The sequence below is a fragment of the Duganella sp. FT27W genome, from assembly GCF_009295655.1.
Lineage (GTDB): Bacteria > Pseudomonadota > Gammaproteobacteria > Burkholderiales > Burkholderiaceae_D > Rugamonas > Rugamonas zoogloeoides.
Map to the genome: position 1 here is coordinate 740,329 of NZ_WHIV01000001.1, position 23,820 is coordinate 764,148.

At 64.0% G+C, this 23,820-nt stretch carries 21 protein-coding genes and 1 pseudogene; 9 read left to right on the forward strand and 13 right to left on the reverse strand.

The features are described 5' to 3' along the window. Positions 1-91 precede the first annotated feature (91 nt). Positions 92-1,636: a M28 family metallopeptidase gene (locus tag F8197_RS03195; RefSeq protein ID WP_152879889.1), complete on the forward strand. Its 1,545-nt coding sequence runs from the start codon at positions 92-94 to the stop codon at positions 1,634-1,636. A 254-nt stretch (positions 1,637-1,890) separates the two neighbouring features. Here the strand turns inward: F8197_RS03195 and F8197_RS28770 are convergent, their stop codons facing one another. Further along, on the reverse strand, positions 1,891-2,103 hold the full coding sequence (locus tag F8197_RS28770; protein ID WP_373996771.1) for a DNA-binding protein: 213 nt from the start codon (positions 2,101-2,103) through the stop codon (positions 1,891-1,893). Here F8197_RS28770 and F8197_RS03205 point away from each other — a divergent pair. Beyond that, positions 2,087-2,578, forward strand: coding sequence for a glycoside hydrolase family 6 protein (locus tag F8197_RS03205; protein ID WP_227012105.1), 492 nt, complete (start codon positions 2,087-2,089; stop codon positions 2,576-2,578). The genes F8197_RS28770 and F8197_RS03205 overlap by 17 nt on opposite strands. 16 nt (positions 2,579-2,594) lie before the next feature. On the opposite strand, the gene F8197_RS03210 is transcribed toward F8197_RS03205, so the two are convergent. The 3 genes and pseudogenes from F8197_RS03210 to F8197_RS03220 all read right to left on the reverse strand — a co-directional run. Continuing rightward, positions 2,595-4,316 carry an ABC transporter ATP-binding protein/permease gene (locus tag F8197_RS03210; RefSeq protein ID WP_152879891.1) on the reverse strand — a complete coding sequence of 574 codons (1,722 nt, stop codon included), beginning with the start codon at positions 4,314-4,316 and terminating at the stop codon, positions 2,595-2,597. Positions 4,317-4,546: 230 nt separating this feature from the next. Further along, complete coding sequence (locus tag F8197_RS03215; RefSeq protein ID WP_152879893.1) at positions 4,547-6,658, reverse strand: tetratricopeptide repeat protein; 2,112 nt, start codon at positions 6,656-6,658, stop codon at positions 4,547-4,549. 97 nt (positions 6,659-6,755) lie between these two features. Continuing rightward, a pseudogene (locus F8197_RS03220) lies at positions 6,756-7,217 on the reverse strand (SDR family NAD(P)-dependent oxidoreductase); the annotation flags it as partial. Positions 7,218-7,300: 83 nt separating this feature from the next. Between F8197_RS03220 and F8197_RS03225 the strand changes: the two are divergent. Beyond that, positions 7,301-7,987 (forward strand): LysR substrate-binding domain-containing protein, encoded by a 687-nt coding sequence (locus F8197_RS03225; RefSeq protein WP_152879895.1) that lies wholly within the window; start codon positions 7,301-7,303, stop codon positions 7,985-7,987. 17 nt (positions 7,988-8,004) lie between these two features. On the opposite strand, the gene F8197_RS03230 is transcribed toward F8197_RS03225, so the two are convergent. After that, positions 8,005-10,185 (reverse strand): TonB-dependent siderophore receptor, encoded by a 2,181-nt coding sequence (locus F8197_RS03230; protein WP_152879897.1) that lies wholly within the window; start codon positions 10,183-10,185, stop codon positions 8,005-8,007. A 184-nt stretch (positions 10,186-10,369) separates the two neighbouring features. On the opposite strand from F8197_RS03230, the gene F8197_RS03235 reads away from it, so the two are divergent. Then, positions 10,370-12,496 carry a TonB-dependent siderophore receptor gene (locus F8197_RS03235; protein WP_152879899.1) on the forward strand — a complete coding sequence of 709 codons (2,127 nt, stop codon included), beginning with the start codon at positions 10,370-10,372 and terminating at the stop codon, positions 12,494-12,496. A 79-nt stretch (positions 12,497-12,575) separates the two neighbouring features. Here the strand turns inward: F8197_RS03235 and F8197_RS03240 are convergent, their stop codons facing one another. Then, a complete protein-coding gene (locus tag F8197_RS03240) occupies positions 12,576-13,256 on the reverse strand; it encodes a Fe2+-dependent dioxygenase (protein ID WP_152879901.1) in 681 nt (226 codons plus the stop codon). A 139-nt stretch (positions 13,257-13,395) separates the two neighbouring features. Beyond that, positions 13,396-13,626 carry a cupin domain-containing protein gene (locus F8197_RS03245; RefSeq protein WP_373996772.1) on the reverse strand — a complete coding sequence of 77 codons (231 nt, stop codon included), beginning with the start codon at positions 13,624-13,626 and terminating at the stop codon, positions 13,396-13,398. Positions 13,627-13,839: 213 nt separating this feature from the next. On the opposite strand from F8197_RS03245, the gene F8197_RS29135 reads away from it, so the two are divergent. Next, positions 13,840-13,971, forward strand: coding sequence for a hypothetical protein (locus tag F8197_RS29135; protein ID WP_255472785.1), 132 nt, complete (start codon positions 13,840-13,842; stop codon positions 13,969-13,971). 6 nt (positions 13,972-13,977) lie between these two features. Here F8197_RS29135 and F8197_RS03255 read toward each other — a convergent pair whose 3' ends face one another. From F8197_RS03255 to F8197_RS03265, 3 genes are all read right to left on the reverse strand, one after another. Further along, positions 13,978-14,457: a response regulator gene (locus tag F8197_RS03255; RefSeq protein WP_152879903.1), complete on the reverse strand. Its 480-nt coding sequence runs from the start codon at positions 14,455-14,457 to the stop codon at positions 13,978-13,980. A 166-nt stretch (positions 14,458-14,623) separates the two neighbouring features. Then, entirely contained in the window at positions 14,624-16,729 is a 2,106-nt protein-coding gene (locus F8197_RS03260; RefSeq protein ID WP_227012036.1) for a TonB-dependent receptor, read from the reverse strand. A gap of 137 nt (positions 16,730-16,866) precedes the next feature. Further along, positions 16,867-17,193: an NIPSNAP family protein gene (locus F8197_RS03265; RefSeq protein WP_152879905.1), complete on the reverse strand. Its 327-nt coding sequence runs from the start codon at positions 17,191-17,193 to the stop codon at positions 16,867-16,869. Positions 17,194-17,323: 130 nt separating this feature from the next. Between F8197_RS03265 and F8197_RS03270 the strand changes: the two genes are divergently transcribed. Then, positions 17,324-18,484 (forward strand): endo-1,4-beta-xylanase, encoded by a 1,161-nt coding sequence (locus tag F8197_RS03270; RefSeq protein WP_227012037.1) that lies wholly within the window; start codon positions 17,324-17,326, stop codon positions 18,482-18,484. Positions 18,485-18,511: 27 nt separating this feature from the next. On the opposite strand, the gene F8197_RS03275 is transcribed toward F8197_RS03270, so the two are convergent. Both F8197_RS03275 and F8197_RS03280 read right to left on the reverse strand, forming a co-directional pair. Continuing rightward, the gene (locus tag F8197_RS03275; RefSeq protein WP_152879907.1) at positions 18,512-19,738 is read right to left on the reverse strand and encodes an alpha-hydroxy-acid oxidizing protein; all 1,227 of its coding nucleotides are present in this window, start codon (positions 19,736-19,738) and stop codon (positions 18,512-18,514) included. A gap of 239 nt (positions 19,739-19,977) precedes the next feature. Continuing rightward, positions 19,978-20,844, reverse strand: coding sequence for an SDR family NAD(P)-dependent oxidoreductase (locus tag F8197_RS03280; protein ID WP_152879909.1), 867 nt, complete (start codon positions 20,842-20,844; stop codon positions 19,978-19,980). 226 nt (positions 20,845-21,070) lie between these two features. Here F8197_RS03280 and F8197_RS03285 point away from each other — a divergent pair, with 226 nt between their 5' ends. Next, positions 21,071-21,436 (forward strand): helix-turn-helix domain-containing protein, encoded by a 366-nt coding sequence (locus F8197_RS03285; RefSeq protein ID WP_152880822.1) that lies wholly within the window; start codon positions 21,071-21,073, stop codon positions 21,434-21,436. Between the two features lie 45 nt (positions 21,437-21,481). On the opposite strand, the gene F8197_RS03290 is transcribed toward F8197_RS03285, so the two are convergent. Continuing rightward, complete coding sequence (locus F8197_RS03290; RefSeq protein ID WP_152879911.1) at positions 21,482-22,381, reverse strand: LysR family transcriptional regulator; 900 nt, start codon at positions 22,379-22,381, stop codon at positions 21,482-21,484. Between the two features lie 115 nt (positions 22,382-22,496). Here F8197_RS03290 and F8197_RS03295 point away from each other — a divergent pair, with 115 nt between their 5' ends. Continuing rightward, entirely contained in the window at positions 22,497-23,396 is a 900-nt protein-coding gene (locus tag F8197_RS03295; protein WP_152879913.1) for an arginase family protein, read from the forward strand. 185 nt (positions 23,397-23,581) lie between these two features. Continuing rightward, positions 23,582-23,782: a hypothetical protein gene (locus F8197_RS03300; protein ID WP_152879915.1), complete on the forward strand. Its 201-nt coding sequence runs from the start codon at positions 23,582-23,584 to the stop codon at positions 23,780-23,782. The last annotated feature ends 38 nt before the right edge of the window (positions 23,783-23,820 follow it).

Here is a 23,820-nt window from a genome sequence, read left to right on the forward strand (position 1 = left end):
GGCTGCTGCGGCCCTCCTGCTGATGCACGGCGAACTCTGATATGATCCGTTGCACAATAAACATGCCGTCAGGCACAATACAGGATCACACATGCAGAGATTATCCGCCTACGCTTTCGCAGCGTTCATCGGCTTCGCCGGTATTTATGCAGGCGCCAGCGCCGCCGCAGATCCACACCTGACACCCGACACCAGCGCGACTCTCGAACGCATTTCAGCAGACTCCTTGCGCGGCCACCTGTCGTTTATCGCATCGGACCTGCTGGAAGGGCGCGGCACGCCATCGCGTGGCCAGGACCTGGCGGCCGAATACATCGCCGCCCAGTTCCGCCGTGCGGGACTCGAAGCGGTTGGCGACGACGGTTATTTCCAGACCGCGAACTGGACCTTCGCCGAGACCAACCTGAAGGATTTTTCGTTCAGGATCGACGCCGGCAAGGAGCACTTGAACATTCCCGCCAACCAGCTCAGTTTCAGTCTCCCGCACGCACTGGCGCTGGCGCCGTCCGCCATCGTCAACATCGACGCCGGCAACGCCGCCGCGCTCGGTGCGCACAGCAGCGCCACGCTGGCCGGCAAGGTCGTGGTCAGCGATCTGCCCGACTTCAAGTCCATGCCGCCCGAGCAGGCCAAGGTCGCCTACCTTGGCTGGCAGGCCTACAACGCGCAACTGGCGAAGTTGCGGCCGGCGCTGCTGCTGATCGTCGATCGCAAGCAACCGAAAGGTAATGCCGGCGGCAACGGCCGCCTGATCGATCCCGAGAACAGTGGCGAAACCGTCGCCACCGTCCCGCGCATCACGCTCCACTCGGCGCAAGCCATACAGGCGCTGGACGCGTTGCGCGCCGGCGGCGGTGAACGCGTCAGCGTCAGCGTCAACGTGGCGGCGCCGGTCGAACGTGCGGTCAAGCTGCGCAACGTGATCGGCGTGCTGCGCGGCTCGGACCCGGAACTGAAAAATACCTATGTGATGGTGACGGCGCATTACGACCACCTCGGCATCAAGGACGGGGTGATACACAACGGCGCCAACGACGACGGCAGCGGCACGGTGTCGGTCATGGAGATTGCCGGCGCACTGGCCGGCATGAAGCAGCGGCCGGCGCGCAGCATCGTCTTCATGACGGTGTTCGGCGAGGAGCTGGGCCTGTTCGGCTCGCGCTACTACGGCCGCCACCCGATCCTGCCGATCAGGCAGACGGTGGCCAACGTCAACCTGGAGCAAGTGGGGCGCACCGACAGCTCGGAGGGCCCGCAGTTGAATAACGCGTCGATGACAGGCTTCGATTTCTCCGATGTCGGCACGATATTCCGGAAAGCCGGCAAACTCACCGGCATCAACGTCTACAAGAATGAAGCCAACAGCGATTTCTATTTCGCCCGCAGCGACAACCAGGCGCTGGCCGACCAGGGCGTACCCGCACACACGCTGTGCGTGGCCTTCGAATATCCCGACTACCACGCGCCCGGCGACCACTGGCAAAAGGTCGACTATGCCAACATGGCCAAGGTGAACCGGATGGTGGCGCTGGGCGTGCTGATGATCGCCAACGATCCCGTCGCGCCCAAGTGGAATACGGCCAATCCGCTGACCAGGCCGTATGTCGAGGCGTGGAGGCGGCAGTCGAGCCAGTGAGGCGAACCGTCGCAGCAAGAGTTAAGACTGGTTTTGGAATTGCCCCTTTCTGCCCCTATGATCGTAAGTGATAAGAACTAGAACCATGCCAAGCCCGCTAATCGCGGGCTTAATTTATTTGAAATCTCTGCTGCTCGCAGCGCTTCACAATAACTACGCCATCGACTACAGCTTTCCAGTACTATTGCCTGAAAAAAGGCCGGATACGATCTTACAGTCTATTAGCGCTGATTCTGATCCGATCTTCGCCCGCATTAAATAGCGTGATACACCCTGGCTTTAATCCAGCAGCTGTCGAGAACAGCCATCAGTGTCTTCATAGTGGGATTGCTATTGGGCGAGAGCGCTCGATACTGACTTTCACGCGGGATTCTGGCGCGCCAGGCTACTCCTGCCCTACCTTGAGCTTCGGCGACGTGGCGTAGTGCAGCCCTGCCGCAACTGGACTGCCTGGACGCAGCCGGCAAAAGCGCACGGCTGGAACTGCTGCGCTACGCAGTGGCGCAATTTGCCGCGCTGGCGCCCGGCGCTTACCTGTATCTCGACATGGGCAACAGTGCCTGGCTGACCCCGGCGGAAGCGGCCACGCGGCTGGTCGATGCCGGCGTGGCCGGCGCACGTGGCTTTGCGCTCAACGTGTCCAACTACCGTACCGATGCCGAGAGCAACCCGTACGGCGTGGCGGTGGCCAACGCCTTGCGCCAGCGTGGCCTGGAAAAAGCCTTCGTGGTCGATACCAGCCGCAATGGTAACGGACCGAACGGCACCCAGTGGTGCGATCCCGCCGGCCGCAAGCTGGGGGTGGCGCCGCGCGTCAATCCGGCCTGCAGCGCGCCGGAAATGGTGTTGTGGATTAAGTCGCCCGGAGAATCGAACGGCTGCGCGGCGCCGGCAGGGACCTTCTCGCCGGACCTGGCCTACAAGATGATCTACGGTTATTAAAACCCGGTTTGCGCGGCTACGCCGCCTGCGCCGCGCTCGGCACCAGTTCGATGATGTCGTCGTGGTAGTCGGCCACGGCGGTGCGGTGCGCCACGCTGATGATGGCGCTGTCGGGCAGTTCTTTCAGCAGGGCCTGGTACAGGCTCGCTTCGGTGGCCGGGTCGAGCGCGCTGGTGGCTTCATCGAGAAACACGAAGTCTGGCCGTTGCAGCAGCACCCTGGCAAAGGCGACGCGCTGCTGTTCGCCGCCGGACAGCAACTGCTGCCAGTTGTCGCGCGTATTGAGCGACGTGATGCGCCCGCCCAGGCCGCAGATTTCCAGCACGCGCCGGCAGGTGGCGTCGTCGAACTGGTCGGGCATCAGCGGGTAGCACATGGCGGCCTTGAAGGTGCCGCTCGGCAGGTAGCTGCGCTGCGGCAGAAACATGATGCGCGCCTTGGCCGGCAGGGTGACGGTGCCGGCGCCGTGCATCCAGATGCCGGCCAGGGTGCGCAGCAGCGTGCTCTTGCCGGTGCCGGACGGGCCGCGCACCAGCGTGCGGCTGCCGGCCGCCAGTTTCAGCGGCGCCACATCGGCCAGCGGCTCACCTTCCGGGGTGCGCAGGGCCAACACGCTGCTGTGGATGTCGGACTGGTTGCCGCGCACCACGGTAAAACCGTTCGGCCGGGCATGGGCCTTGTTGATCGCCCACGAAAAATCGCGCAAGCGGTTGGCCAAAGCCAGCCACATTGCAAAACTCTTGTACGACTCCTGGAAATAACCGAGCGACGCGCTTAGTTGGCCGAAAGCACCGACGGCCTGGGTGACGCCGCCCATGGTGATCTCGCCGGCAAAATAGCGCGGCAGGGCGGTCAGCGTGGGCAGCACGGCAAACAGGTGGCCATAGACTGTCCTGGTCATTTCGAGCTTGGCGTTGCGCACGACCGTGGCCAGGACGTTGTCGCGGATTTTCGCAAAGCGGCGGCGCAGGCGCTGCAATTCGTTGGCGGCGCCACCATAAAACGCGATCTGCACGGCATTTTCGCGCACCTGCATGGCGCCGTAGCGGTAGTCGGCCTCGACGGTCTGGCGTTTCATGCCCAGCACGATCAGGCGCTTGCCCACCCAATGGACCAGCAGCAAATAGGCGATGTTGTACAGCAGGGCGACATAGACCATGTAGCCGGGGATTTGCACCCGCCAGTCGCCGATCGGGATGGTGAGCGTGCCAGACAGCGCCCACAGCACGGCCGTAAAGGCGACGATATTGACCAGCACGTTGATCATGTTGGAGATGTTGACCACGCTGCTGTTGGCAAACAGCCGGACGTCTTCGGCGATGTGCTGGTCGGCATTGGAGAGGGCGCCATCGGGATCCATGGCGTAGTAGGCGTGCGAGCTGAACCACTGTTCCAGGTAGTGGTTGCTGAGCCAGGTGCGCCAGTCGAGGTCGATCAGGTCGATGATGGCGGTGCGCACCACGCCGAGCGCCCCCACCAGCAAGCCGACGCCGATGGTCATCCAGACCACTTTTTTCAGCACGTCCCAGTTGCGCGCCAGCAGGGCGTCGGTCAATTCGCCGGTCAGCTCGTTGGCGCGGACGTACAGCCATGCGGAGCCCAGCGTGATCGCCAGCCACAGCACTACCAGCAGCCAGGCACGCCAGCGCTTGCGCGCACCCCAGTACGGCGCGAACAGGTGCAGCATGCCGGGACGGCGCGCCGCGTCGATCGGGGAATGGGCCGGCGCGGCGCTCATGGCCTGCTGGTTTGCCAGGTGCGGCCCGGCATCGGTCGCGGCGGCTGCGCACGGTCAGGATCGGCGCGGCGCGCAGGTGGGCTTAGCAAGTTGAAAATGGATGAACGTGCCATGAAATGCGCCTATGAGATGATTTGGGTGCATAAATTACGCTGCTGCACCGCATCATAGCGCCAAAGTAAAAATGTTTGCAAAACGGCAGGCAACCGTGCGCGTTCATCCACTTTCATTCAGTTCACTTCGAACACCACTGCCGGCGTCTCGAGCCCGTATTGTCTCAGCTTCTCCGCCATGTTTTTCAGGTCTGCGCGGTAGCTGCCCTTCTGCTCGGGCGTGCCGCGGTACTTCAGTTTGCCCTCGCGCTGCAAAGCCTGCATCAGCGCCACGGTTTGCTCGAAATCGCGGCGCGCTGCATCGGTGCGGCCCAGCTTGTCGTAAGCAAGGCCGCGATAATAAAACGCTTCGAAATAGTCGGGCTGGTATTGCAGGCCGGTGGTCAGCGATGCCGCCGCCTCTTCATCGCGGTTGAGCGCCAGTTGTGCCCGTGCCCGGTGGTAGTACAAGGGCATGCCCGGATGGGTATAGATCCGGTTGGCGATGGTTTCCGCCTTGGCCAGGGCACGCAGCGCTTCGTCCAGCAGACCCTGTTTGCGGGCCACGGCGCTGGCATAGTACAGCAAGCCCCGGTACAGGTGGTCGTCGCGCTGGCGGATTTCGGCGGCGTCCGGGCGCATGCGGCGCTCGCCGCTGTGAGCCAGGCATTCGTCATAGGCTAGTTCGCCGCGATAGCCCCAGCTCTGGAACACGCGCCGTTCGCCGATGCGGCGCAGCACGTCGTCCATGACCGGATAGTCGCGCGCGCGGCAGGCAAAATACGCGTACGCATTGAGATTCCATGGATCGGGATAGCGCGCCACCATGGCGTCGAAACTGGTTTTCATGCGGTCCCAGTCGGCCAGGCTGGCCGGGTCGTCGAACAGCTTGTCGCCATAGACTTCTTGGTTGGCATACCAGTACACGCGGGCGTACATGGCGGCGGCGTCGGCGCCGCCAGCTGCCGCGCCGCGAGTGGCAATGTCCTCGATTTCATCGGGCGCGGCATTCCACATGGCGTTGCCGAACAGCGCCGCCGTAAAATACAGCTCATGGTAATCCGGGTAGTGTTGAATGCCCATGCGCAGCCCGGTGCGGTTGTCCGTGGCGCGGAAGTTGGCGGACCAGGCGGCGATGTTCATGAGCAGCCGGTACAGTTCCGGATCCTTGTCCTTGACCAGTTGCTGATCGGCCTGCGTCAGAACGATTTGCGCCTCGCCCATGGCCGCGAGCAGGCGGTTGAGGTCTTCCTGGCTGACTGCTTCGACAAAACCAGAGCCACGGTAGGACAGGCCGCGCGCCATCAGCACGTAGGCATGGAAAATACGCGCCGCGCCCGAGGCGGGCGCCTGCTTTTCCCAGGCCTTGGCGCGCGCTTCCATCTGCACCCAGTGGGCGGCATCGCGGGTGCGACCAGGATAACTTTTCAGTGCGCCGTAATACACCGCCAATTGCCAGACGCCGCTGGCCGTACGCGCCCGGGACTTGAGCAGGCGGTTGCGCAGCGCGTCGAGCTTTTGGTAATCGTTGTTACGCAGGTAGCCTTCCACTTCCAGGATCAGGGCCCTGCGTTGATTGAATTCGGTCGCGTCGGTCGCACGTGGGGGGGTGTCGGCAACCGCATCGGTAACCGGGGCGGCGGAGGGCAGGCCGGCATCGGTGCCCACCGCGCGCTGCAGGATCGCTGCCAGCCGTCCCGCCTCCGGTCCCTGCGCGGTCGGTGCAAGTTCGGTCAGGCTGATAGGGCGCTGCAAAACCTTGCCGTCGATGTAGGCACTCAGGTAGCCCACGTAGTTCATCAGCAGCGGTCGGCTTTTGCCAAAGTAATTGGCATCGACCACGCCGCCGGTGCCGGCGGGCGGCGTCGGATCGGGTGTGAGCATGACCTGGCGGATCGCCTGGCTCACGCGCTCGGGGTCGAGCGCCTGGCACGGAGTTTTCATGAACTTCGGGTGGAACGGGCACGCCTGGGCGCCGTTGCGGGTGACGATGAACCACGTCGCTTGCGCATCGCCCGCATGGGAGTCCGGGCGCTCGACCAGCAGAGATGCAATGATGGGCTCGCCCTGGTAGGCGGCCAGTTTTTTGTGGATGGGTCGCTCTGGATGTTGCAGCGGCCAGATACGCATGAATTCATTGTCCGCGATCGGGTGATCGCGCAAGGCTGCCTGGTAACTGAGGTCCCACGGTAACTCGGCCGCCCGCCCCGACACACACAACATCAAGGCGGCCATCGCTTTGTAGCGCATAAAAATCCGATGTCTTTAAAACAAGCGAGGATATCACTGTTGTAAAGGAAATATTGATTTTCTTGCCAGCTCCGGATGCCGTGCGTGGTCGCTCGCCTTACACCTGCGCCAGGCCACCGTCCACGAACAATTCCGCGCCGTTGACGAAACTGGCGTCATCGGACGCGAGGAACAGCACCGCCCTGGCGATTTCCTCGGGTTCTGCGACGCGGCCGAGCGGTACCTGTGCGGCCAGCATGTCGAGCAGCCCTTGCTGGGCGGCGGCCTCGGGGCCGGCCAGTTCCACCAGTCCCGGGGTGCGCACCGGGCCGGGGCTGACGACATTGATGCGCACCGCGCGGTCTTTCAGGTCAAGGATCCAGCTGCGCGCCAGGTTGCGCACGGCAGCCTTGCTGGCGCTGTACACGCTGAAGGCCGGAGTGCCCACGACGCCAGCGGTGGAGCTGGTCAGCACCACCGAGGCGCCCTGGCCCAGCAGCGGCAATGCATATTGGACGGTGAAGATCAGGCCCTTCACATTGCGGTCGAACGCGTCGGCAATATGTTCCTCGGTGATGGCGCACCACGCGCTCGATCACGGTCACGCCGGAGGGCGCCCAGTACTACGAGCGGGCGCGGCGCCTGATCATCGACCTGGAAGAAATGGACGCTGCTGCGCGGCAAACGCGCGCGCGGCCCGGCGGGCGGCTGCGCGTCGATATCGGTTCGATCCTGGCCAACCAGATCCTGCTGCCGGCGCTGCCGCAGTTCCAGGCGGCCTATCCCGACATCGAGCTGCGGCTGGGTGTGAGCGACCGACCCACCGACCTGGTCAGCGAAGGTATCGACTGCGTGGTCCGGGGCGGGCCGCTGGCCGACACCACGCTGATCGGGCGTAAATTGTGCGACATGGAATTCATCACCTGCTGCCATGCGTCTTACCTGGCGCAGTACGGCCGTCCGGCGCATCCGCGCGACCTGGAAACACACCGCATCATCGGCTATTTTTCTTCGCTGAGCGGCAAGGTGTTCCCGCTGCGCTTCCAGCGTGGCGACGAGACCCTGGAGATCGACGCAGCGGCGGCGGTGGCCGTCAACGAAAGCACCGCCCACCTGACGGCGCTGGCGGCGGGGCTCGGCATCGGTCAGACCTTCGCGTGGTTCGTGCGCGAAGCCGTGGCGCGCGGCGACATGGTGCAACTGCTGCCCGACTGGCAACCGCCGCGCCATCCGCTGCACGTGCTCTATCCGCCCAACCGCCACCTGAATGCCAAGGTGCGCGTGTTTGTCGACTGGGCGGTCGAGGTGTTTGCGGCGTTGGACGCCCGGGTCAGCCCGGCATTCCGTTGACGTAGCGTTGCAGCTCGTCAGAAATCAACCGTCGCCGACAACGTCACCGTGCGCGGCGCCGCCAGCACCAGCGCGCCCGAGTCGAACGACACGACTGCCGCCGACCAGTAGTTGCGGTCTGCCACGTTGTCGACGCGGGCGCGGAAGGTCACGTCGCGGTCGGCGATGCGGGCCAGGTAGCGGGCGCCGAGGTCGAACCGGGTCCACGAACCGATTTCCAGCGTATTAGCCGGGTTGATGTACTGCTTCGAGGTGTACACCGCGCGGGCGGTCAGGGCCAGGCCGGCAGCGCCAGGCACGTCCCATTCGGTACCCAGGTTCAGTTGCGTCTTCGGTGCGCCGAGGGCATCCTTGCCCGAGTACGCGGTGCCGCGCTGTTCGGCATTGAGCAATGACAAGCCGCCGAGCAGGCGCAGGCCCTGGGTCGGCACGCCGAACACGCTGAGGTCCAGGCCCCGGTTGCGCTGTTCGCCACCGAGCGCATACACGCCGTTCAGCTCACCGGTGCCGATCGGCTTGGCGGCGGTGTACAGCGCCGCAGTCATGCCCAGCTTGCCGCTATCGTACTTGACGCCGATTTCCTTTTGCTTGGTTTTATATGGCGACAGCACGGCGCCGCGATTCGAATAATCGCTGCCGACAATGCCGCCTTGTACCAGGCCTTCGCTGTAGTTGGCATACAGCGACAGGTCGCTGCGCACCTTGTACACCACCGCAGCAACCGGGGTCGTGGCGCTCTCGTCGTAGTGGGTGTCTGTGGCCAGGCCGGTGTTATAGGCGTAGCCCTGGTCCTTGATGGTCTGGCGGCGTGCGCCGATCGTCACCAGGACGGTATCGCCGTTGAAGCCCAGCGTGTCGGCAATCGCATAGCTCGACAGAATCGACTTCTGCGTGGTGCGCGGATCGTTGATATCGTTGCCGTAGGAGAGGGCGGAAGTGGGAATGTAGGTGGTTGTCGGCGCGTTCAGGTTGGTATTGCCGAGGCCGAAGCCGCCGAAGCCGTAGGCATTGCGCGAATCGAGCCAGAAGCCCGAAGCGGAGGCCACCAGCGTGTGCGTGACCGCGCCGGTGGCGAGCTTGCCCCGTACGCCCGTTTCACCGGTACGGGTATTGCGTTTGCCGGCATTGTCGAAGCGGTAGAAGCTGGCGGCCCCATCGGCCGACGACGATGTCATGTTCGCCAGGCTATTGTTTTCAACGCCGGCGCGGCCGCCGAAGGCTGCCCAGGCGGTGATGTTCTGGTTGAGGTCATATTCGGCGCGGACGGTGCCGAAGGTGTCGCGCTCCCTGGAGAACGACCATGGCTGGGCAAAATTCTTCGATGCATCGGGAGCGGCCGGTACCGCCGTGCCACCCACGGTGACGCTAGGGCGTGGTGCGGTCAGGTCGAAGTCCTGGTAGCCGAGGTCGGCGGACACGCGCAGGTTGCCGGCGCGGTAATCGAGGCCCACCGTAAACAGGCTCACTTCACTGCGCTGGTTGTCAACGCTGGTTTCGCCCTTGCGCTTGGCGGCATTCACGCGCACGCCGAACTGCTGGTTTTCGCCAAAGCGCCGGCCGATGTCAACCGCGCCATAGCCGTTGCCGCCGGACGCAATGCCCGCCGTGAACTGGGTCAGCGGCGTATTGCCGGCGCGCTTGGGCACCAGGTTGATCGCGCCGCCCAGGCCGCTGCCGCCAGGCGCTGCGCCGTTCAGGAAGCTGCTCGCGCCTTTGAAGACTTCCACGCGTTCGAGCAATTCCGGCGAGACATACTGGCGCGGCAAGATGCCGTACAAGCCGTTGTAGCCGACATCGTCCGAGGCCAGCTCGAAGCCATGAATCACATACGACTCCTGGAAGTTGCCGAAGCCACGGCTGACGCGAACGCCGGGATCGGCTACCAGCACGTCGCCGATGCTGGAAGCTTGCTGGTCGGCGACAAATTGCGACGTGTAATTAGTGGAATTGAACGGTGCGCTCATCATGTCCACGTTGCCCAGGATACCCATGCGACCGCCCCGCGCGACCTGGCCGCCAGCGTACGCTTTCGACAGTCCATCCTTGGAGGCGTCCGCCGACGCGGTAATGGTGACTGTTTGCAGCGTTTCAGGCTCGGCGGCAGCCGGGGCCGCACCGCTCTGGGCTTGCGCAGCAGCGGTGGTCATCAGAAAAGCGGCCAAAGCCAGTGGCGACATCTTGAACGTAGAGATTTGCATGATTTGAAAAATGGTTGAAGGCGGTGACCTGAACGAGCCGACGTATTCACGCCGGGTAATAGGAATGATTATCATTATAGCCGCCATCCTGGCAACGGTGTGCGCTTGCCGATTCCTCTCCCTTTTTGTAGAATGAGAACAGTTATCATTCTCAAAATCATTCAAATAATAAAGGACGTCCCTCATGTCGCACCGTGTATCCCCGTTTCAACCACGCCGCCTGGTGCTTGCAGTATTGCTGGCCGAACTGGCGGTCGGTGTCGCCGTGCCCTCGCTGGCGCAGACCGGCGCCGCCGCGCCTGCCGATAGCGACATCGCCGTGCTGCCCCAGGTGCTGGTAACGGGCCAGGGTGAAACCGCCACCAGTGCAGTAGCCGGCTACCTTGCCAAGCGCAGCGCCACCGCCACCAAGACCGATACCAAGCTGTCGGAAACGCCGCAGGCGGTTACCGTCGTTACCCGCGACCAGATCATCGACCAGGGCGCCGGCAACCTGCAGGACGCGCTCAACTACGCGGCCGGCGTGCGCTCGGATGCCTATGGCATCGATTCGCGCAGCGACGGCATGCTGGTGCGCGGCGTCTCGCCCGACGAATACCTGGACGGCGTGCGCAAGTCGATGAGCTACTACACCAGTACCGCCCGCACCGATCCGTACACCCTCGAGCGTATCGAAGTGCTGCGCGGCGCGGCCGCCATGCTGTACGGCCAGGGCGGCACCGGCGGCGTGGTCAACATGGTCAGCAAGCGCCCGCAGGCCGTGGCGCAGAACGAGATCGGCGTGCAGTACGGCAGCTACCAGCGCAAGCAGGTGCAGGCCGATTTCACCGGCCCGCTGACCGAGGATGGCAAGTGGCTGTACCGCCTGGTGGCGGTCAAGCGCGACGCCAATACCCAGGTCGATTACGTGCCCGACGACCACGCGCTGGTGGCGCCGTCGCTGACGTGGAAGCCCAACGCCGACACCACGCTGACGCTGCAGGCGCTGTGGCAGGACGATAAAACCGGCTCCACCTCGCAATTCTTCCCATGGTCCGGCGTGCTGACCAGCAACCCGAACGGCAAGATCCCGACCAACCGCTTCATCGGCGAGCCGGGTTTCGACCGTTACGACACCAAGCGCAAAACCATCGGCTGGACGTTCGAGACGGCATTGAATACCGACTGGAAATTGCGTCAAAACATGCGCTACTCGTACAACAAGAACGACTACCGCACGTTGTACGCCGATTCGTTCTCGTTGCCGGGCGGGTTCAACGCCGATCCGGTCAACCAGCGCGTGGTGGACCGCTATGCGGGCGCCTCGCTGGCGCAGACCAAGGTGTTCGGTCTCGACCAGTCTGTGGAAGGCAATCTCGTCACCGGCACCATCAAGCACAAACTCCTGCTCGGCGTCGATTACCTGCATTACAAGCAGACCGGCTCGGCCGGTTACCCGGTGGCTACGCCGATCGACGTCTACAACCCGGTCTATACCGGCTTCACGTTCAACGACCTGTCGCTGCTGGCCGCCAATACCCAGAAGCAGACCGGCCTCTACGTGCAGGATCAGCTGAGCCTGACGTCGAAATGGTTGCTGACGCTTGGCCTGCGCCATGACAAGGCCCGCAACGAGACCGAGGGTGCAGATACCCAGAAGTCGAGCGCCACCACCAAGCGCGCAGGGCTGATGTACCTGTCCGACAGCGGCGTCTCGCCGTACGTCAGCTACAGCGAATCGTTCACCCCGGTGGCCAACAGCACCCAGGGCCAGGTATTCAAGCCGTTGCGCGGCGAGCAGTGGGAGGCGGGCGTCAAGTATGAGCCGGTCGGCCGCAACCTGTCGCTGAACGCCGCCGCGTATCGTTGGAAGGAAAAAAATCAGCTGGTCGCCATCACCCCGGTACTGTCGGCCCAGCTCGACAGCACCAGCGCCCGCGGCGTCGAACTGGAAGCGCGTGGCCAGGTCGTCAAGGGGCTGGAGGTAATCGCCAATTACAACTACATCGATCTCGACGAACAGCTCAACGGCGTCCCGTCGCAACAGACGTCGCTGTGGACCAAGTACAGCTTTGCCGCCGCCGGCGTGACCGGGCTGTCGGTGGGCGGCGGCGTGCGCCACATGAATTCGTTCCGCGACGGCACCGCGCCCACCACGCCCGACGTCACCCTGGTGGACGCCATGTTTGCTTGGGACAGCCCGAGCTGGCGCGTGGCGCTCAATGTCAACAACCTGAGCAACAAGACCTACGTCGCTACCTGCCTGAGCCGTGGTGACTGCTGGTTCGGCGCCAAGCGCAACGCGGTGCTGTCGGCCACGTACCGCTGGTAAGTTCTGCGACCGCCAATTTCAGGTATTGATCGATAGCTTGTAGCGCGCAACGCCACCTTCGGGTGGCGTTTTTTTGGGATCAGACTTGGCTCCACTGCCGCAGCAGGTTGTGGTAATGGCCGGTGAGCGACACCAGTTCCGGGCAGTCGCCGAGCCGCGCGCGCAGCGCCTGGATGTTGCGGTCGAGTTCGAGCAACATGCCGCGCCGGGCATCGTCGCGCACCATGCTCTGGCTCCAGAAGAACGAACATACGCGTTCGCCGCGCGTGACCGGTTCCACCTGGTGCACACTGGTCGAGGGATACAGGATCAGGTCGCCCGCAGGCAATTTCACTTCATGCGTGCCATAGGCGTCGATCACCACCAGTTCGCCGCCGTCGTAGTCGTCGGGCTCGCTCAGGAACAGCGTGGACGAGACATCGGTGCGCAGCCATTGGCCGCTGCCGGGGACTCGGCGCATGGCGCCGTCGATATGGTCGCCGTAGTGTTCGCCGCCGGCATAGCGGTTGAACAGCGGCGGCAGGATGCGGTACGGCAGCGCGGCCGAAAAGAACAGCGGGTTGTCGGCCAGCGCCGCCACGATGATCTGTCCCAGCTCCAGCGCCAGCGGCGAGCCTTCGGGCAGTTGGCGGTTGCGCTTGACCTTGGCACCCTGGTCGCCGACCGAGGCGCGGCCGTCGATCCAGTCGGTCTGGTCGAGGCGCTGGCGGATATGGGAGACTTGCTCCGGCGTGAGCACGCCGGGGACATGCAGCATCATGATGGATTTCCTTGCAGGTAAACGCGCTACGAAAAGCTGACAGGATAATCCGATGTGCGCATGGCGTCTATGGCCGGCGCCATGAATGCTGCTCGATGCGGGGTCAGCCAGCCCGCTGGTGCGCTGATTAATTTCGTAATCAGCTGATCACGTTGCGAACGAAGTGCAGCGGCTCGGCGCCCAGGTTCAGATAGGAATACACCTGGGCGCTGCTGAACACCAGGAAGTCGCCAGCGCCGATGGTGCGGGTTGTGTCGGTTTGCAAGGTCAATTCGCCGCTCAACACCCACAGCATTTCGCAAAAGCCCGGTCCGTCGGGCTGGGCGTCGTAGCGCTCGCCCGGCGCCAGGGTCCACTGCCACAGTTCCACCTGCGTAGCCGCGCTGATCGCCGGCTGCTTGTGCTACCGCCAGTTGCGCGGGCTGACGCGGGCGGAACTGCTGGCGGGCGCCACCATCGGCGTCACCATCGGCGTCACCATTTACGCCGGCTACTCGCTGCAGACTGCGGGTTTGTTGCACATTAACAGCAGCAAGTCGGCGTTCATCACGGCGTTTTATGTGCCGCTGGTGCCGCTGTTCCAATGGCTGTTTTTGCGCAAGCGGCAGCACCGATGGCGTGGCTGGCGGTGGCAATCGCGTTTGCCGGCCTGGTGCTGCTGGCCGGTCCTGCCGGGCTGTCCGGCGGGCCTTTGCCGCGCCCGGTCATGACGTGACCGGCGTCAGAAGCCGGATTTGTAGTTGAATGCGGGCGCCGCTTCGCCGGCGGCCGGCGTTGGTCCGTCACCTCGATTGCTGTAGGCCGGCGCAGGGTTCTGCTTGCGCGCTCGTGCATTGGCAATCACCGTGATGACTTGCTTGATCGTCGCCGGCTTGGGCAGGTGATAATCAAATCCCGAACGCATTGCCAGGTCAGTCGTTGCCGTATCGCTCAATGCGCTGAACGCGATCAAGGTGGGCTGGTGCGGGAAACCGGGCTTTCTGACCGTGCTGGCGACCTGGAAGCCGTCAACTTCCGGCATCAGCAAGTCGAGCAGCACCACGTCGGGACTGAAGTTCCTGATGGCCTCGATGCCGGAGGCGCCGCCATATGCCGCAGCGCTGCTGTAGCCGCACGCCTGCAGCAGCTCGACCATCAAGTCGGCCGAGTCGTGGTTGTCGTCGATAACCAGAACGAAAGGTTGTTGGGTGCAAGAGGCCATGATAAACAATCGTTGTTGTGTCGAAGGACACAGATATTCGGCGATTGTTTGGCCGACACGACTCGCGCGGTCGGGATGAGGACCTCGCGAAGACTTGGTAGGAGTGATACTTACCGGAAGTAATTATACTTGCATTCGGAAAATTACAGGGCCGCTTTTCGGTCTATCAGAAGAAGTAGCGCAGCGACGCGCCCAACTGGCGCTTGGGCACGGTCGAAACCAGCAGGCCGGCGGTGGTGCCGTAGGCGATGTCGCTGGCAAATTCGTGCGGCTGCACCGTGGCGAACACCGATGCTTGCACGCTCCCGTCATCCCAGGTGGCTTTCAGGTCGTAGCGCACATAGGTTGGCATATCGCGCTGCACCGACGGCGAGCCCATGTAATAGGGATTGCGGGCCGTGACGTAGGCATCGCCATTCAGACGCAGCTTGCCTGCCGCCAGTGGCAAGCGGTATTCCATGCCGGCCTTGAACTGGTGGGCCGGCACTGACAGCAGCGCAGCGGTGCCCGGTGTCGGATTGTCGATCCTGGCGCGCAGGATGCGGCCGTAGCTGGCGTAAGCGCTGTAGCCGTTGCCGGGTGTATAGCGCGCGTCAAGATCGAAGCCCCTGCGGGTGGTCTGGCCGGCGGCGGTATACACGTCGGGCGCGGAGTTGATGATCTCGTCGTCGTTCTGGATGTAATAACCGGTGGCGGACAACTGCCACGCCGGCGACGGCTTGAGATTGATGCCCAGGTCGTACGAGCGCACCTTGCTTGGTTTGATGCCGGTGTTGGCGCGGCCGCCAGTGGCGCCCGGCGGTCCCAGCGAACCGCTGGAGCTGATCTGCTCCGCCGCCGGCGAGCGGAAACCCTCGGCGATATTGGCAAATACCTCCAACTGGTCCAGCGCATTCCACAGCACGCCATATTTCGGCGTGAACACCGAGGCGCTGTAATCGGTCGATGCCGCCGGCAGCTTCAGGTTGCGCAGCGTGTAGTCGAAGTGGTCGTAGCGCATGCCGCCATGGAGCTTGAGCGTGGGCGCCAGGCGATACTGGCCCTGGGCGAACCCGCCATACGTCAGCAGGTCGAGGTTCTGGTCGTTGATGTAATTGGCGGTGGGGACGCCATTTCGATACTGGCGGCGCAGCGCGTCGCCTTGGTCGGCGCGGGTTTCGGCGCCCACGATCAGCACGCCCTTGCTGCCGAACTGCCACTGATAGGCGAGGCGGCCGCCGTGGATGTTGCGGTCATCGTAGCCGAACGTATGCTGGGTAGTGCTGGTGGTAATGGCCCGGCTGCGCTCGAACTTTTCGGCATACACGGTGGCGTACCAGCCGGCCTCGCCGCTGGCCGGTTTGCGATTAAAGACCACGGTGCTGCGCTCAGCATCGCCGAACCCGGGCAAATTGAACTGGACCGAACGCGGGCTCAGCCCCGCTTCCATGGCGGGCATCAGCAGGTAGCCGGCGGCGGTGAAGCGGCTGTCGTAGTAGCTGGCGCGCAGGCTGTAGTCGCCGTCGCCGATGGTGGTCGACAGTTTCCAGAACAGGTTGTTGCGGCGATTGTGCGCATCGTTACGGTAGCCGTCGGTGCGATAGATGTCTGCCACCACCAGCGACCGGACACCGTTGGCTTCACCCGCCACCGTCAGCGAACCGCGCCGGCCGTTATAGCTCTCGCGCGTGACCGCCAGGCTCGACGGCGTACCGGCGCCGCCGTCGCGGGTGGTGATTTCCACCGCGCCGGCGCGGTTCTGGTCGCCATACAGCGCCGAAATCGGTCCTTTCACCACGTCGATATTGCCGATCATGTCAGGCGTCATCCATTCCAGGAAAACCGGGCCGTGACCGGCGCCGCCCTGGCTCGACGGAATGTTTTGCGGCACGCCATCGACATACACGGCGGTATCGGCGCCATGCGTGCCCTGGGTGGCAAAGCCGCGCATGCGGAAGCCGTTGCCGGTGTCGCCCTGGTCGATGTTGTTGGCCACCACGCCCGGTACGCGGCGAAACACGTTGGAGATGTCGCGGCCGATATTGGTGCCGGCAATGTCGTCGGGCGTCACCGCGATGACCGACGTGGGCAAGGCACGCGCCGACGAGCTGGCGGCGGCGCGCTCGTCCTCGTTTTTGTCGCCGCGAATTTCGACCACCTGTAAGGCTGGCGCTTCGGCCTCACCGTTCGCCTCGCTGCCGGCGGCAAACGCGGTCCCGGCCATGGTGCAGGACACCAGGACGGCGTGGGGAAGGGTGCGCAGGACGCTGCGCTGTTGGCGATAATGATTCAACTTCGGCTCCGGTCAACACGACACTTATTAATGCAATAGAGTTGCGATTGTAGACTTGCGTTTCAGATAAACGCAAGTCTATTGCAATAAATAAGCGCCGGCGGCGGGGGATGCTGCCCCGAAAGCCGCGTCCGGGTTCAACGCATTGGCGAGTACGGGGTAGGGGAGAGGAAGGAGTTTTCGATATGGCCCACGATCGGTGCATCGGCTTCGGATGCCGCGCGTTTGGCGATCCACTCGGGGTCGGCCATGAAACTGTTCCACCTGGTTTCGCGCTCGGCCAGGCTGTTCCACTTGAGCAGGTAGGTCAGGGTCTGGTTGCTGGGTCCGACGAGGGTGGTGAAAAAGCCAGCCGGTTCGATGCCGTGCTTTTCCCACAAGGGCAGCGTGACGTTCTGGAAGCGCTCGTGCAAGGCGGGCAGGCGGCCCGGCAGGCAGTGGTAGACCCGTAATTCGACGATCATTGTCCGTCCTTTCAAAATAGTGTGCGGCCAAGGATACCCGGGGCGCCATCTGGCGTCCAGTGAGCCATCAGCATCCCCCTGTCCAGCGCGCGCCAGTTGCATTAAGATGGCGATTCGTCCAGGGAGAGCCATGCCGAATCGCAGATCCGTATTAACCATGCTGGGCGGCGCCGCCGGCGCCGTGCTATTGCCCGCCCCGGCGTTTGCCGCCACATCCGAGTCGTTGAAAGATATCGCTGCCCGCAAAGGCATGCGTTTCGGCTGCGCCGTCGGTCGCCGCAGCGAGGCGGGCGACTCCGCATATGAGCAACTGCTGGCGCGCGAATGCGGCATGGTCGTTGCCGAAAACGCCACCAAGTGGCCGGCCTTGCAGCCGCAACCGGGACCGCACCGCTTCGCGGCCGCCGACCAGATGGTCGCCTGGGCCAGGGAGCGCCGCCTGCTGGTGCGCGGCCATACCTTGTTGTGGCAGTCGCGGCGCTGGCTGCCGGACTGGGTCAACCAGTACGATTTCGGCGCCTCGCCCGGACGTGTGGCCGAGCGCCTGATGACCGAGCACATCAAGGCGGTGTGCACGCATTTCGGCCGCAATATCTTCAGCTACGACGTTGTCAACGAGGCGGTCGATCCCAAGACCGGTGAGTTGATCGGCAATGTGCTGAACCAGAAGATGGGCGCGCTGGAACAGATCGACCTGGCGTTCGTGCTGGCGCGCCAGTACGCGCCCAATGCCCAGCTGGTCTACAACGATTACATGGGGCCGGGCGCTGGCAGCGAAAAGCACCGCGCCGGCGTGCTGGCGCTGCTGGCCGCGCTGCGCGCACGCGGCACGCCGATCGACGCGCTCGGGCTGCAAAGCCATATCGGCAATACGTTGCCGGCAGCGGCCACTGCCGCCGGCAGCGACTGGCGCAAATTTCTCGACCAGGTATCCGACATGGGATACGACCTGCTCATCACGGAATTCGACGTCAACGACCGCCAGTTGCCGGCCGATGTCGCTGCGCGCGACGCCGGCGTGGCCGCGATCGCGCGCGATTACCTGGACCTGACCCTCAGCTATCCGCGCTGCCGCGATTTCCTGCTGTGGGGGATGGCCGACCATGTCAGCTGGCTGCAACAGTGGGATGACGCACGGCGCGCCGACGGCTTGCCGCAGCGGTGCACGCCGTACGACAGCGACCTGCGTCCAAAACCGCTGCGCGAGACCATTGCCCATGCATTGAAGGTCATGCCACCCAGATTGAATTCGGGGCAGGGGCAGATCTATCGCCCGGACGGCACCCCCTGATCGAGGCGACGGGCGCTGCGCAGCAAGTCAGGCAGCCGGCTGCAACGCCGTGGCGCGGATTTCGGCCACGGTGTGCACGCCGGCCAGTTGCATGGTCATGCGCAATTCGCGGTTGAGCAATTCCAGCACCGACCGCACGCCTTGCCAGCCGCCCAGCGCCAGTCCATAGATGACGGGCCGGCCGATCGCCACCACGTCGGCGCCGCTGGCGAGGGCCTTGAACACGTCCTGGCCGCGCCGCACGCCGCTATCGAAAATAATCGGCACGCGTTGGTTCACCGCCTTGGCTACCGCAGGCAGCACGCTGAACGCGCCCGGCGCGCCGTCGAGCTGGCGTCCGCCATGATTGCTCACCTGGATAGCCGCCGCGCCAGCGTCGATCGCCAGCAGCGCATCGTCCGGGTGGTTGATGCCTTTGACGATCACCGGCAGGCCGCTCTCGCGGATGGCAAATTCGATGGTCTTGCGGTTCAGGCGCGATTCGAATGTCCGCCGCGTGAGCGGAATCGGGGCGGCCGGATCGTCGCCCAGCAGGTTGCCCGGCTGGAGCGGGAACTGGAATCGTTGCCGCAAGCTGTCTTCACGATTGCCGACCACGGTGGTATCGGCCGTGAGCACGATGGCGCGGTAGCCGGCGGCCCTGGCCCGCCGCAACAGTTTGGCGCTATAAGCGACATCTTGCAGCATGTAGAGCTGGAACCACTTGGGACCGGCCGCTGCCGCCGCCACCTGCTCCAGCGCGAGCGTCGAGACCGTGCTCACGCCCAGAATGGTGCCGGCCGCCGCCGCGCCGCGCGCGGTCCCGGCTTCGGCGGTGATGTGGGCCAGCCCGTGCGCGGCCACCGGCGTGATGATGATGGGCGAGGCAATCGCGGTGCCGAGTATCTGCGTGCGCAGATCCGGCGCCGCCTTGCCGGACAGTACGCGCGGAACGATCAACTGGCGGTTGAAGGCGTTGCGGTTTTCACGCAGCGTCCATTCGTCGCCCGCGCCGCCGGCGATGTAGCTGAACGCGCCCGGAGCCAGTACCCTGGACGCCCGCGCCTCGATCTCGATCAGGTTGATCAGGTCGAGCGGCGCTTCGGTCCGGCTTACGACGAATTCGCCGGGCGAGGTGGCGGCAGCCGGCGCCTGCCCGGGGCGGGCCAGGGCCGGCTCCGCTTGCAGCGACGTTGCCGCCACCGCCGGCAGCGCGGCCAGCGCGGCAGTTGACGTGACGGCCTTGAGCAGGTCGCGGCGGGTGCTGTTGGTCATGGAAGGTATCCTTTTTGAGCGTGATGCCGCCGATTGTAGGGCGTGCGCAATTATGCAAAAAGGAATTATTTATTATAAAGATATATGAATATCACGCATGAAGTGCGTTGACCGGCCCCGAACCCGCATCCCGGGCGGGGCGCGCTGGTGCGATGGCCGCAGCAATCTCGTCCTCGCTGCGGCAGCCCACCAGCGCGCGGTCGCCGGTATGGTGAGCGGGTTCATGGTGTCGTCCGGTTTCACGGCAGGGTGAGGCTGGCACGTGCGGCCAGTTCGGTGGTATGGCGCCATAGGCGTTCGGCCAGGTTGGCGTCGAGCGCGATCGGCGTTGCCAGGTACTGTTTGGGCTTGGTGAGTTTGGCGCCGGCCACGTCGGCGGCCGCGCGCGCTGTCAGCACGCGCACGGCGTTCATGGCCGAGCGCTCCGGCGTGGTGCCGAACAGGCGCGCCAGCCAGCGCATCGCCGGCGGCATCGACGGATCGGCCATCACCTTGGTCCGGGTGGGGCCCACGCATACGGCGGTGAGCGTTACTGGAGTGCCGCTCCAGCGGCGCGTCGCTTCCTGGATGTGCAGGTGGCCCAGCAAGTGCGTGCCCATCGCTGCTTTCATATGCCCCCAGGGCCGCCGTTCGAATTGCAGGTCGTCGAGCGGCGGCATGAACATCAGCGGCACGTCGCCCGAAATGAACACCACGCGGCCGTCGCCCGACGCCGCCAGTTGGTCGGCCAGCAGCCGGTCGAGCACTGCTCGCGCCAGGTATTGCAGTGAAAATGCCAACTCGAGACCGTCTGCAGTCAGCTGCTTGGTGCCGAATGCCGACATGGCAGTATGCATCACGCCGTGCAATTGGCCGCGCCATGCCTTGACGCCGGCGGCAGCGGCGGCCATGCCGTGCACGGTCGAGAGATCGGCAGCGAAAAAGGTGGCCGAGCCGGCCCCGGCCGCCAGGATCTCGGCCACGGCGGCAGCGCCCGCCGCAGCGCTGCGCCCGACCAGCAGCACGTTGGCGCCGCGGCGGCCGATTTCCTTCGCTGCCGCCAGGCCGATGCCGGACGAGCCGCCGAAGAACACAAAGTTGGCGTTGCGCAGATCGCGCTCGGGCATCACAGCGGTACTCCAGGAAGCGTTTTCATGTTAAATATCCTTTTTGACGTTACGTACAAAATGTACGTGACAAGTATCAAGCAGTTCGGATATATTGACAAGAATGCACAATTTTGTGCCTCACGCACATCGGTGTGCGTGTCGATCGGAGAGCCATGCCATGCCAGCGAAAACAATCACTGCAATGCCGGATGAAGAAAAAATACCCGGCAACGAGTCAGCGTTGATGGCCGGTGCGCGCGACGAACACGCCAACTGCAAGGCGTTTGCACAGGTACTCGATCGGGTAGGAGACAAATGGACGGTGATGGCCGTGGGGGCGCTGTCTGACGGGCCGATGCGATTCAATGCCATCCTGCGCCTGATCGGCGGCGTGTCGCACCGGATGCTGACGCTCACCCTGCGCGGACTTGAGCGCGACGGCCTGGTCACGCGCACCGCGTATCCCACCATTCCGCCGCGCGTGGACTACGAGCTGACGGCATTGGGCCAGTCGCTGATCGAACCGCTGAAAATCCTCGGCACCTGGGGACTGAACAACCAGAAGGCGATGGAAGCAGCACGCGCCAGGTACGATGCTGCCCAGCAGTAGTATTGATGCGTTGCCTGGCCTGGTCTGGCCGGCGTCATGGACGGCTCACGCGTTCAATTGCCGATGCGTGCGCAGGTGGTCAGCCAAAAAATCGATCAATACCCGCATCGCTGCCGGCATATGCCGGCGCGACAGATAGATCGCGTAAACGCCGAGGATGTCAGGCTCCACTTCTGGCAGCAAGTGCGCCAGCTTGCCGTCCGCAATCAGGCTGGCGGCGGCAAAGTGGGGCAGCAGTGTGATGCCGTGGCCGTTGACGGCAGCGCGCACCACGATGGCGGCCTCGCTGGTACTGAAGTTGCCTGATACGGACACCGCGACAGGCCGGCCCTGTACCTGAAAATGCCAGGTGTTGCGACTGTAGTTGTTGTACATAAGGCAGTTGTGCGCGGTCAGGTCCGGCGCTGCCGTGGGCGTGCCGTGTACCCGCAGGTAAGCGGGACTGGCGCATACCACCGACCGCACCTCGCCCAACTTGCGCGCGATGACGCCGGGTTCCAGCTGTTTCGTCACCCGCAGCGCTAGGTCGATGCCATCGCCGGCCAGGTTGTTGGCGTGGTCGGCGATTTGCAAGTCCACCGTCACGGCAGGATAGCGGCGCAGGAAGGCCATCAGCGCATCGGTCAGGCAGTATTCGGCAAAGATCGACGCCGCGCTGATGCGCACCAATCCGCTGGGCGCGTCCCCGTCCTGGCCGGCCAGCGCGCTGACATTGCCCTCCAAAGCCAGCATCTGCCGACATAGCGGCAACATTTCTTCACCAGCCGCCGTCAGACTTAGTTTGCGCGTGGTGCGATGGAGCAGGCGTGCCCCGGCCCATTGCTCGGCCAGTGCAACGTAGCGCGTGGCCATTGCGCGCGACATGCCCAGGTGTGCGGCGGCAGCGGAAATGCTGCCCCGGCCCACCGCTTCGAGCAACACGGCAGCGGCAGTTAATCGGTCCATATGATCAGTCTATGCAACAAAGCGTCAACTGTACGCGAGTTTATTGATCAGCGTGCAACCACTACAGTGCCGGGTTGCAGGCGAACCTATCGCCCGCAATCACCGGAGACCTACCATGAACGAACCAGCTGGCACAACCCTGCGCCTGATCTTCCCGCAATGGCAGGGCGGGAATCATCCAACTTACCACTTCGGCGCGCGCTTGCTGGAATGGCTGGCGCCGGCGCCCACCGGGCCGGTGGAAGAAGTGCCGGTGGCGCCGCCCTCGGCTGCGCCACTGCCGCTCGAACGCGGCATCGTCGCGCGCGCCGCGCTGCGCGAGCAATTGCACCAGGCGCGGCGCCTGATCGAGCTCCACCGCCCGGACCGCATCGTGGTGCTCGGTGGCGACTGCCTGGTGGACCTGGCGCCGTTTGCCTATCTGAACGAACGCTATGACGGCGACCTGGCCGTGCTGTGGGTGGATACCCACCCGGACATCATGACGCCGCAGCAGTTTCAGCATGCCCACGCCATGGTGCTTGGCAACCTGATGGGGCAGGGGGATGCCGATTTTGCCGCCGCCGTGCCGCGCCCGATCTCCCCACATAACGTGCTGTACGTGGGCTTGCATGATCCGACCGCGTGGGAAGCGCAGCAGATGGCGCGGCTGGGGTTGCGCAATGTGCCGCCTGACCAGCTGCAGCGCGAAGGCAGTCAGCCTGTCGTGGATTGGTTCAAGTCCACCGGCGCCCGTCACCTGGCGGTACATCTCGACCTCGACGTACTCGATCCTGCGCTGTTTGGCGCAGTGCTGTTTGCGCGGCCCGATGCGCCTCCCGGCGCCTTTGATGGTGTGGCACAGGGCGAGCTGTCGGTACCAACGGTGGTGCAACTGTTGAGCGATGTGGCGCAACACGCCGATATCGTGGGCCTGGGCATTGCCGAACATTTGCCGTGGGCAGCGCTGGCGCTGCGCGACATGCTCGCCCGGCTGCCCTTGCTTGCCGCGCCAGTAGTGGACAGGCCTGGTTGAGGCTACCGTCCAGGATCGGCAAGCCCACGTTTGGCCAGATGCAGCGAGATGCTTTGAAGCAATCAAAGTGTGCATTTGGCGCGATTTTTTTTGTGGACATGGAATAACTAATCTTGGCATATTACAATGATGGCCATCCCATTTTTCCATTGTTTATGAAGCCGCTGCGAAGAACCGACCACCTGATGGCCCAACGCGTCGATGTTGCAATCGTTTTCCGCGACATGCTGGGCCCGGACGATGCCGCCGCCTACATGGCCAGGTACGACATGCCGGAGCACGTCGTGCAGCGTGTATTGAGCGGTTTGGCCGTCACCCGCATCGATGAGGGTGGTGCGCTGGTCGAATATGTACCCACCATGCCCAAGGACTCGGGCTCGACGTGAACCGCGCCAGGTATCGCGTTTTTGTCCTGCCGAGCTTG

Bases quoted from the DNA above. Each gene is read 5' to 3' on its own strand.
- F8197_RS03275 (WP_152879907.1), bottom strand. From the start codon at position 19,738: ATGACCAACAGCACCCGCCGCGACCTGCTCAAGGCCGTCACGTCAACT.
- F8197_RS03225 (WP_152879895.1), top strand. From the start codon at position 7,301: ATGGACGCTGCTGCGCGGCAAACGCGCGCGCGGCCCGGCGGGCGGCTG.
- F8197_RS03290 (WP_152879911.1), bottom strand. From the start codon at position 22,381: ATGGACCGATTAACTGCCGCTGCCGTGTTGCTCGAAGCGGTGGGCCGG.
- F8197_RS03210 (WP_152879891.1), bottom strand. From the start codon at position 4,316: ATGAGCGCCGCGCCGGCCCATTCCCCGATCGACGCGGCGCGCCGTCCC.
- F8197_RS03300 (WP_152879915.1), top strand. From the start codon at position 23,582: ATGGCCCAACGCGTCGATGTTGCAATCGTTTTCCGCGACATGCTGGGC.
- F8197_RS03295 (WP_152879913.1), top strand. From the start codon at position 22,497: ATGAACGAACCAGCTGGCACAACCCTGCGCCTGATCTTCCCGCAATGG.
- F8197_RS03265 (WP_152879905.1), bottom strand. From the start codon at position 17,193: ATGATCGTCGAATTACGGGTCTACCACTGCCTGCCGGGCCGCCTGCCC.
- F8197_RS03230 (WP_152879897.1), bottom strand. From the start codon at position 10,185: ATGCAAATCTCTACGTTCAAGATGTCGCCACTGGCTTTGGCCGCTTTT.
- F8197_RS03285 (WP_152880822.1), top strand. From the start codon at position 21,071: ATGGCCGGTGCGCGCGACGAACACGCCAACTGCAAGGCGTTTGCACAG.
- F8197_RS03215 (WP_152879893.1), bottom strand. From the start codon at position 6,658: ATGCGCTACAAAGCGATGGCCGCCTTGATGTTGTGTGTGTCGGGGCGG.
- F8197_RS03270 (WP_227012037.1), top strand. From the start codon at position 17,324: ATGCCGAATCGCAGATCCGTATTAACCATGCTGGGCGGCGCCGCCGGC.
- F8197_RS03195 (WP_152879889.1), top strand. From the start codon at position 92: ATGCAGAGATTATCCGCCTACGCTTTCGCAGCGTTCATCGGCTTCGCC.
- F8197_RS03235 (WP_152879899.1), top strand. From the start codon at position 10,370: ATGTCGCACCGTGTATCCCCGTTTCAACCACGCCGCCTGGTGCTTGCA.
- F8197_RS29135 (WP_255472785.1), top strand. From the start codon at position 13,840: ATGGCTGTTTTTGCGCAAGCGGCAGCACCGATGGCGTGGCTGGCGGTG.
- F8197_RS03280 (WP_152879909.1), bottom strand. From the start codon at position 20,844: ATGCCCGAGCGCGATCTGCGCAACGCCAACTTTGTGTTCTTCGGCGGC.
- F8197_RS03255 (WP_152879903.1), bottom strand. From the start codon at position 14,457: ATGGCCTCTTGCACCCAACAACCTTTCGTTCTGGTTATCGACGACAAC.
- F8197_RS03240 (WP_152879901.1), bottom strand. From the start codon at position 13,256: ATGATGCTGCATGTCCCCGGCGTGCTCACGCCGGAGCAAGTCTCCCAT.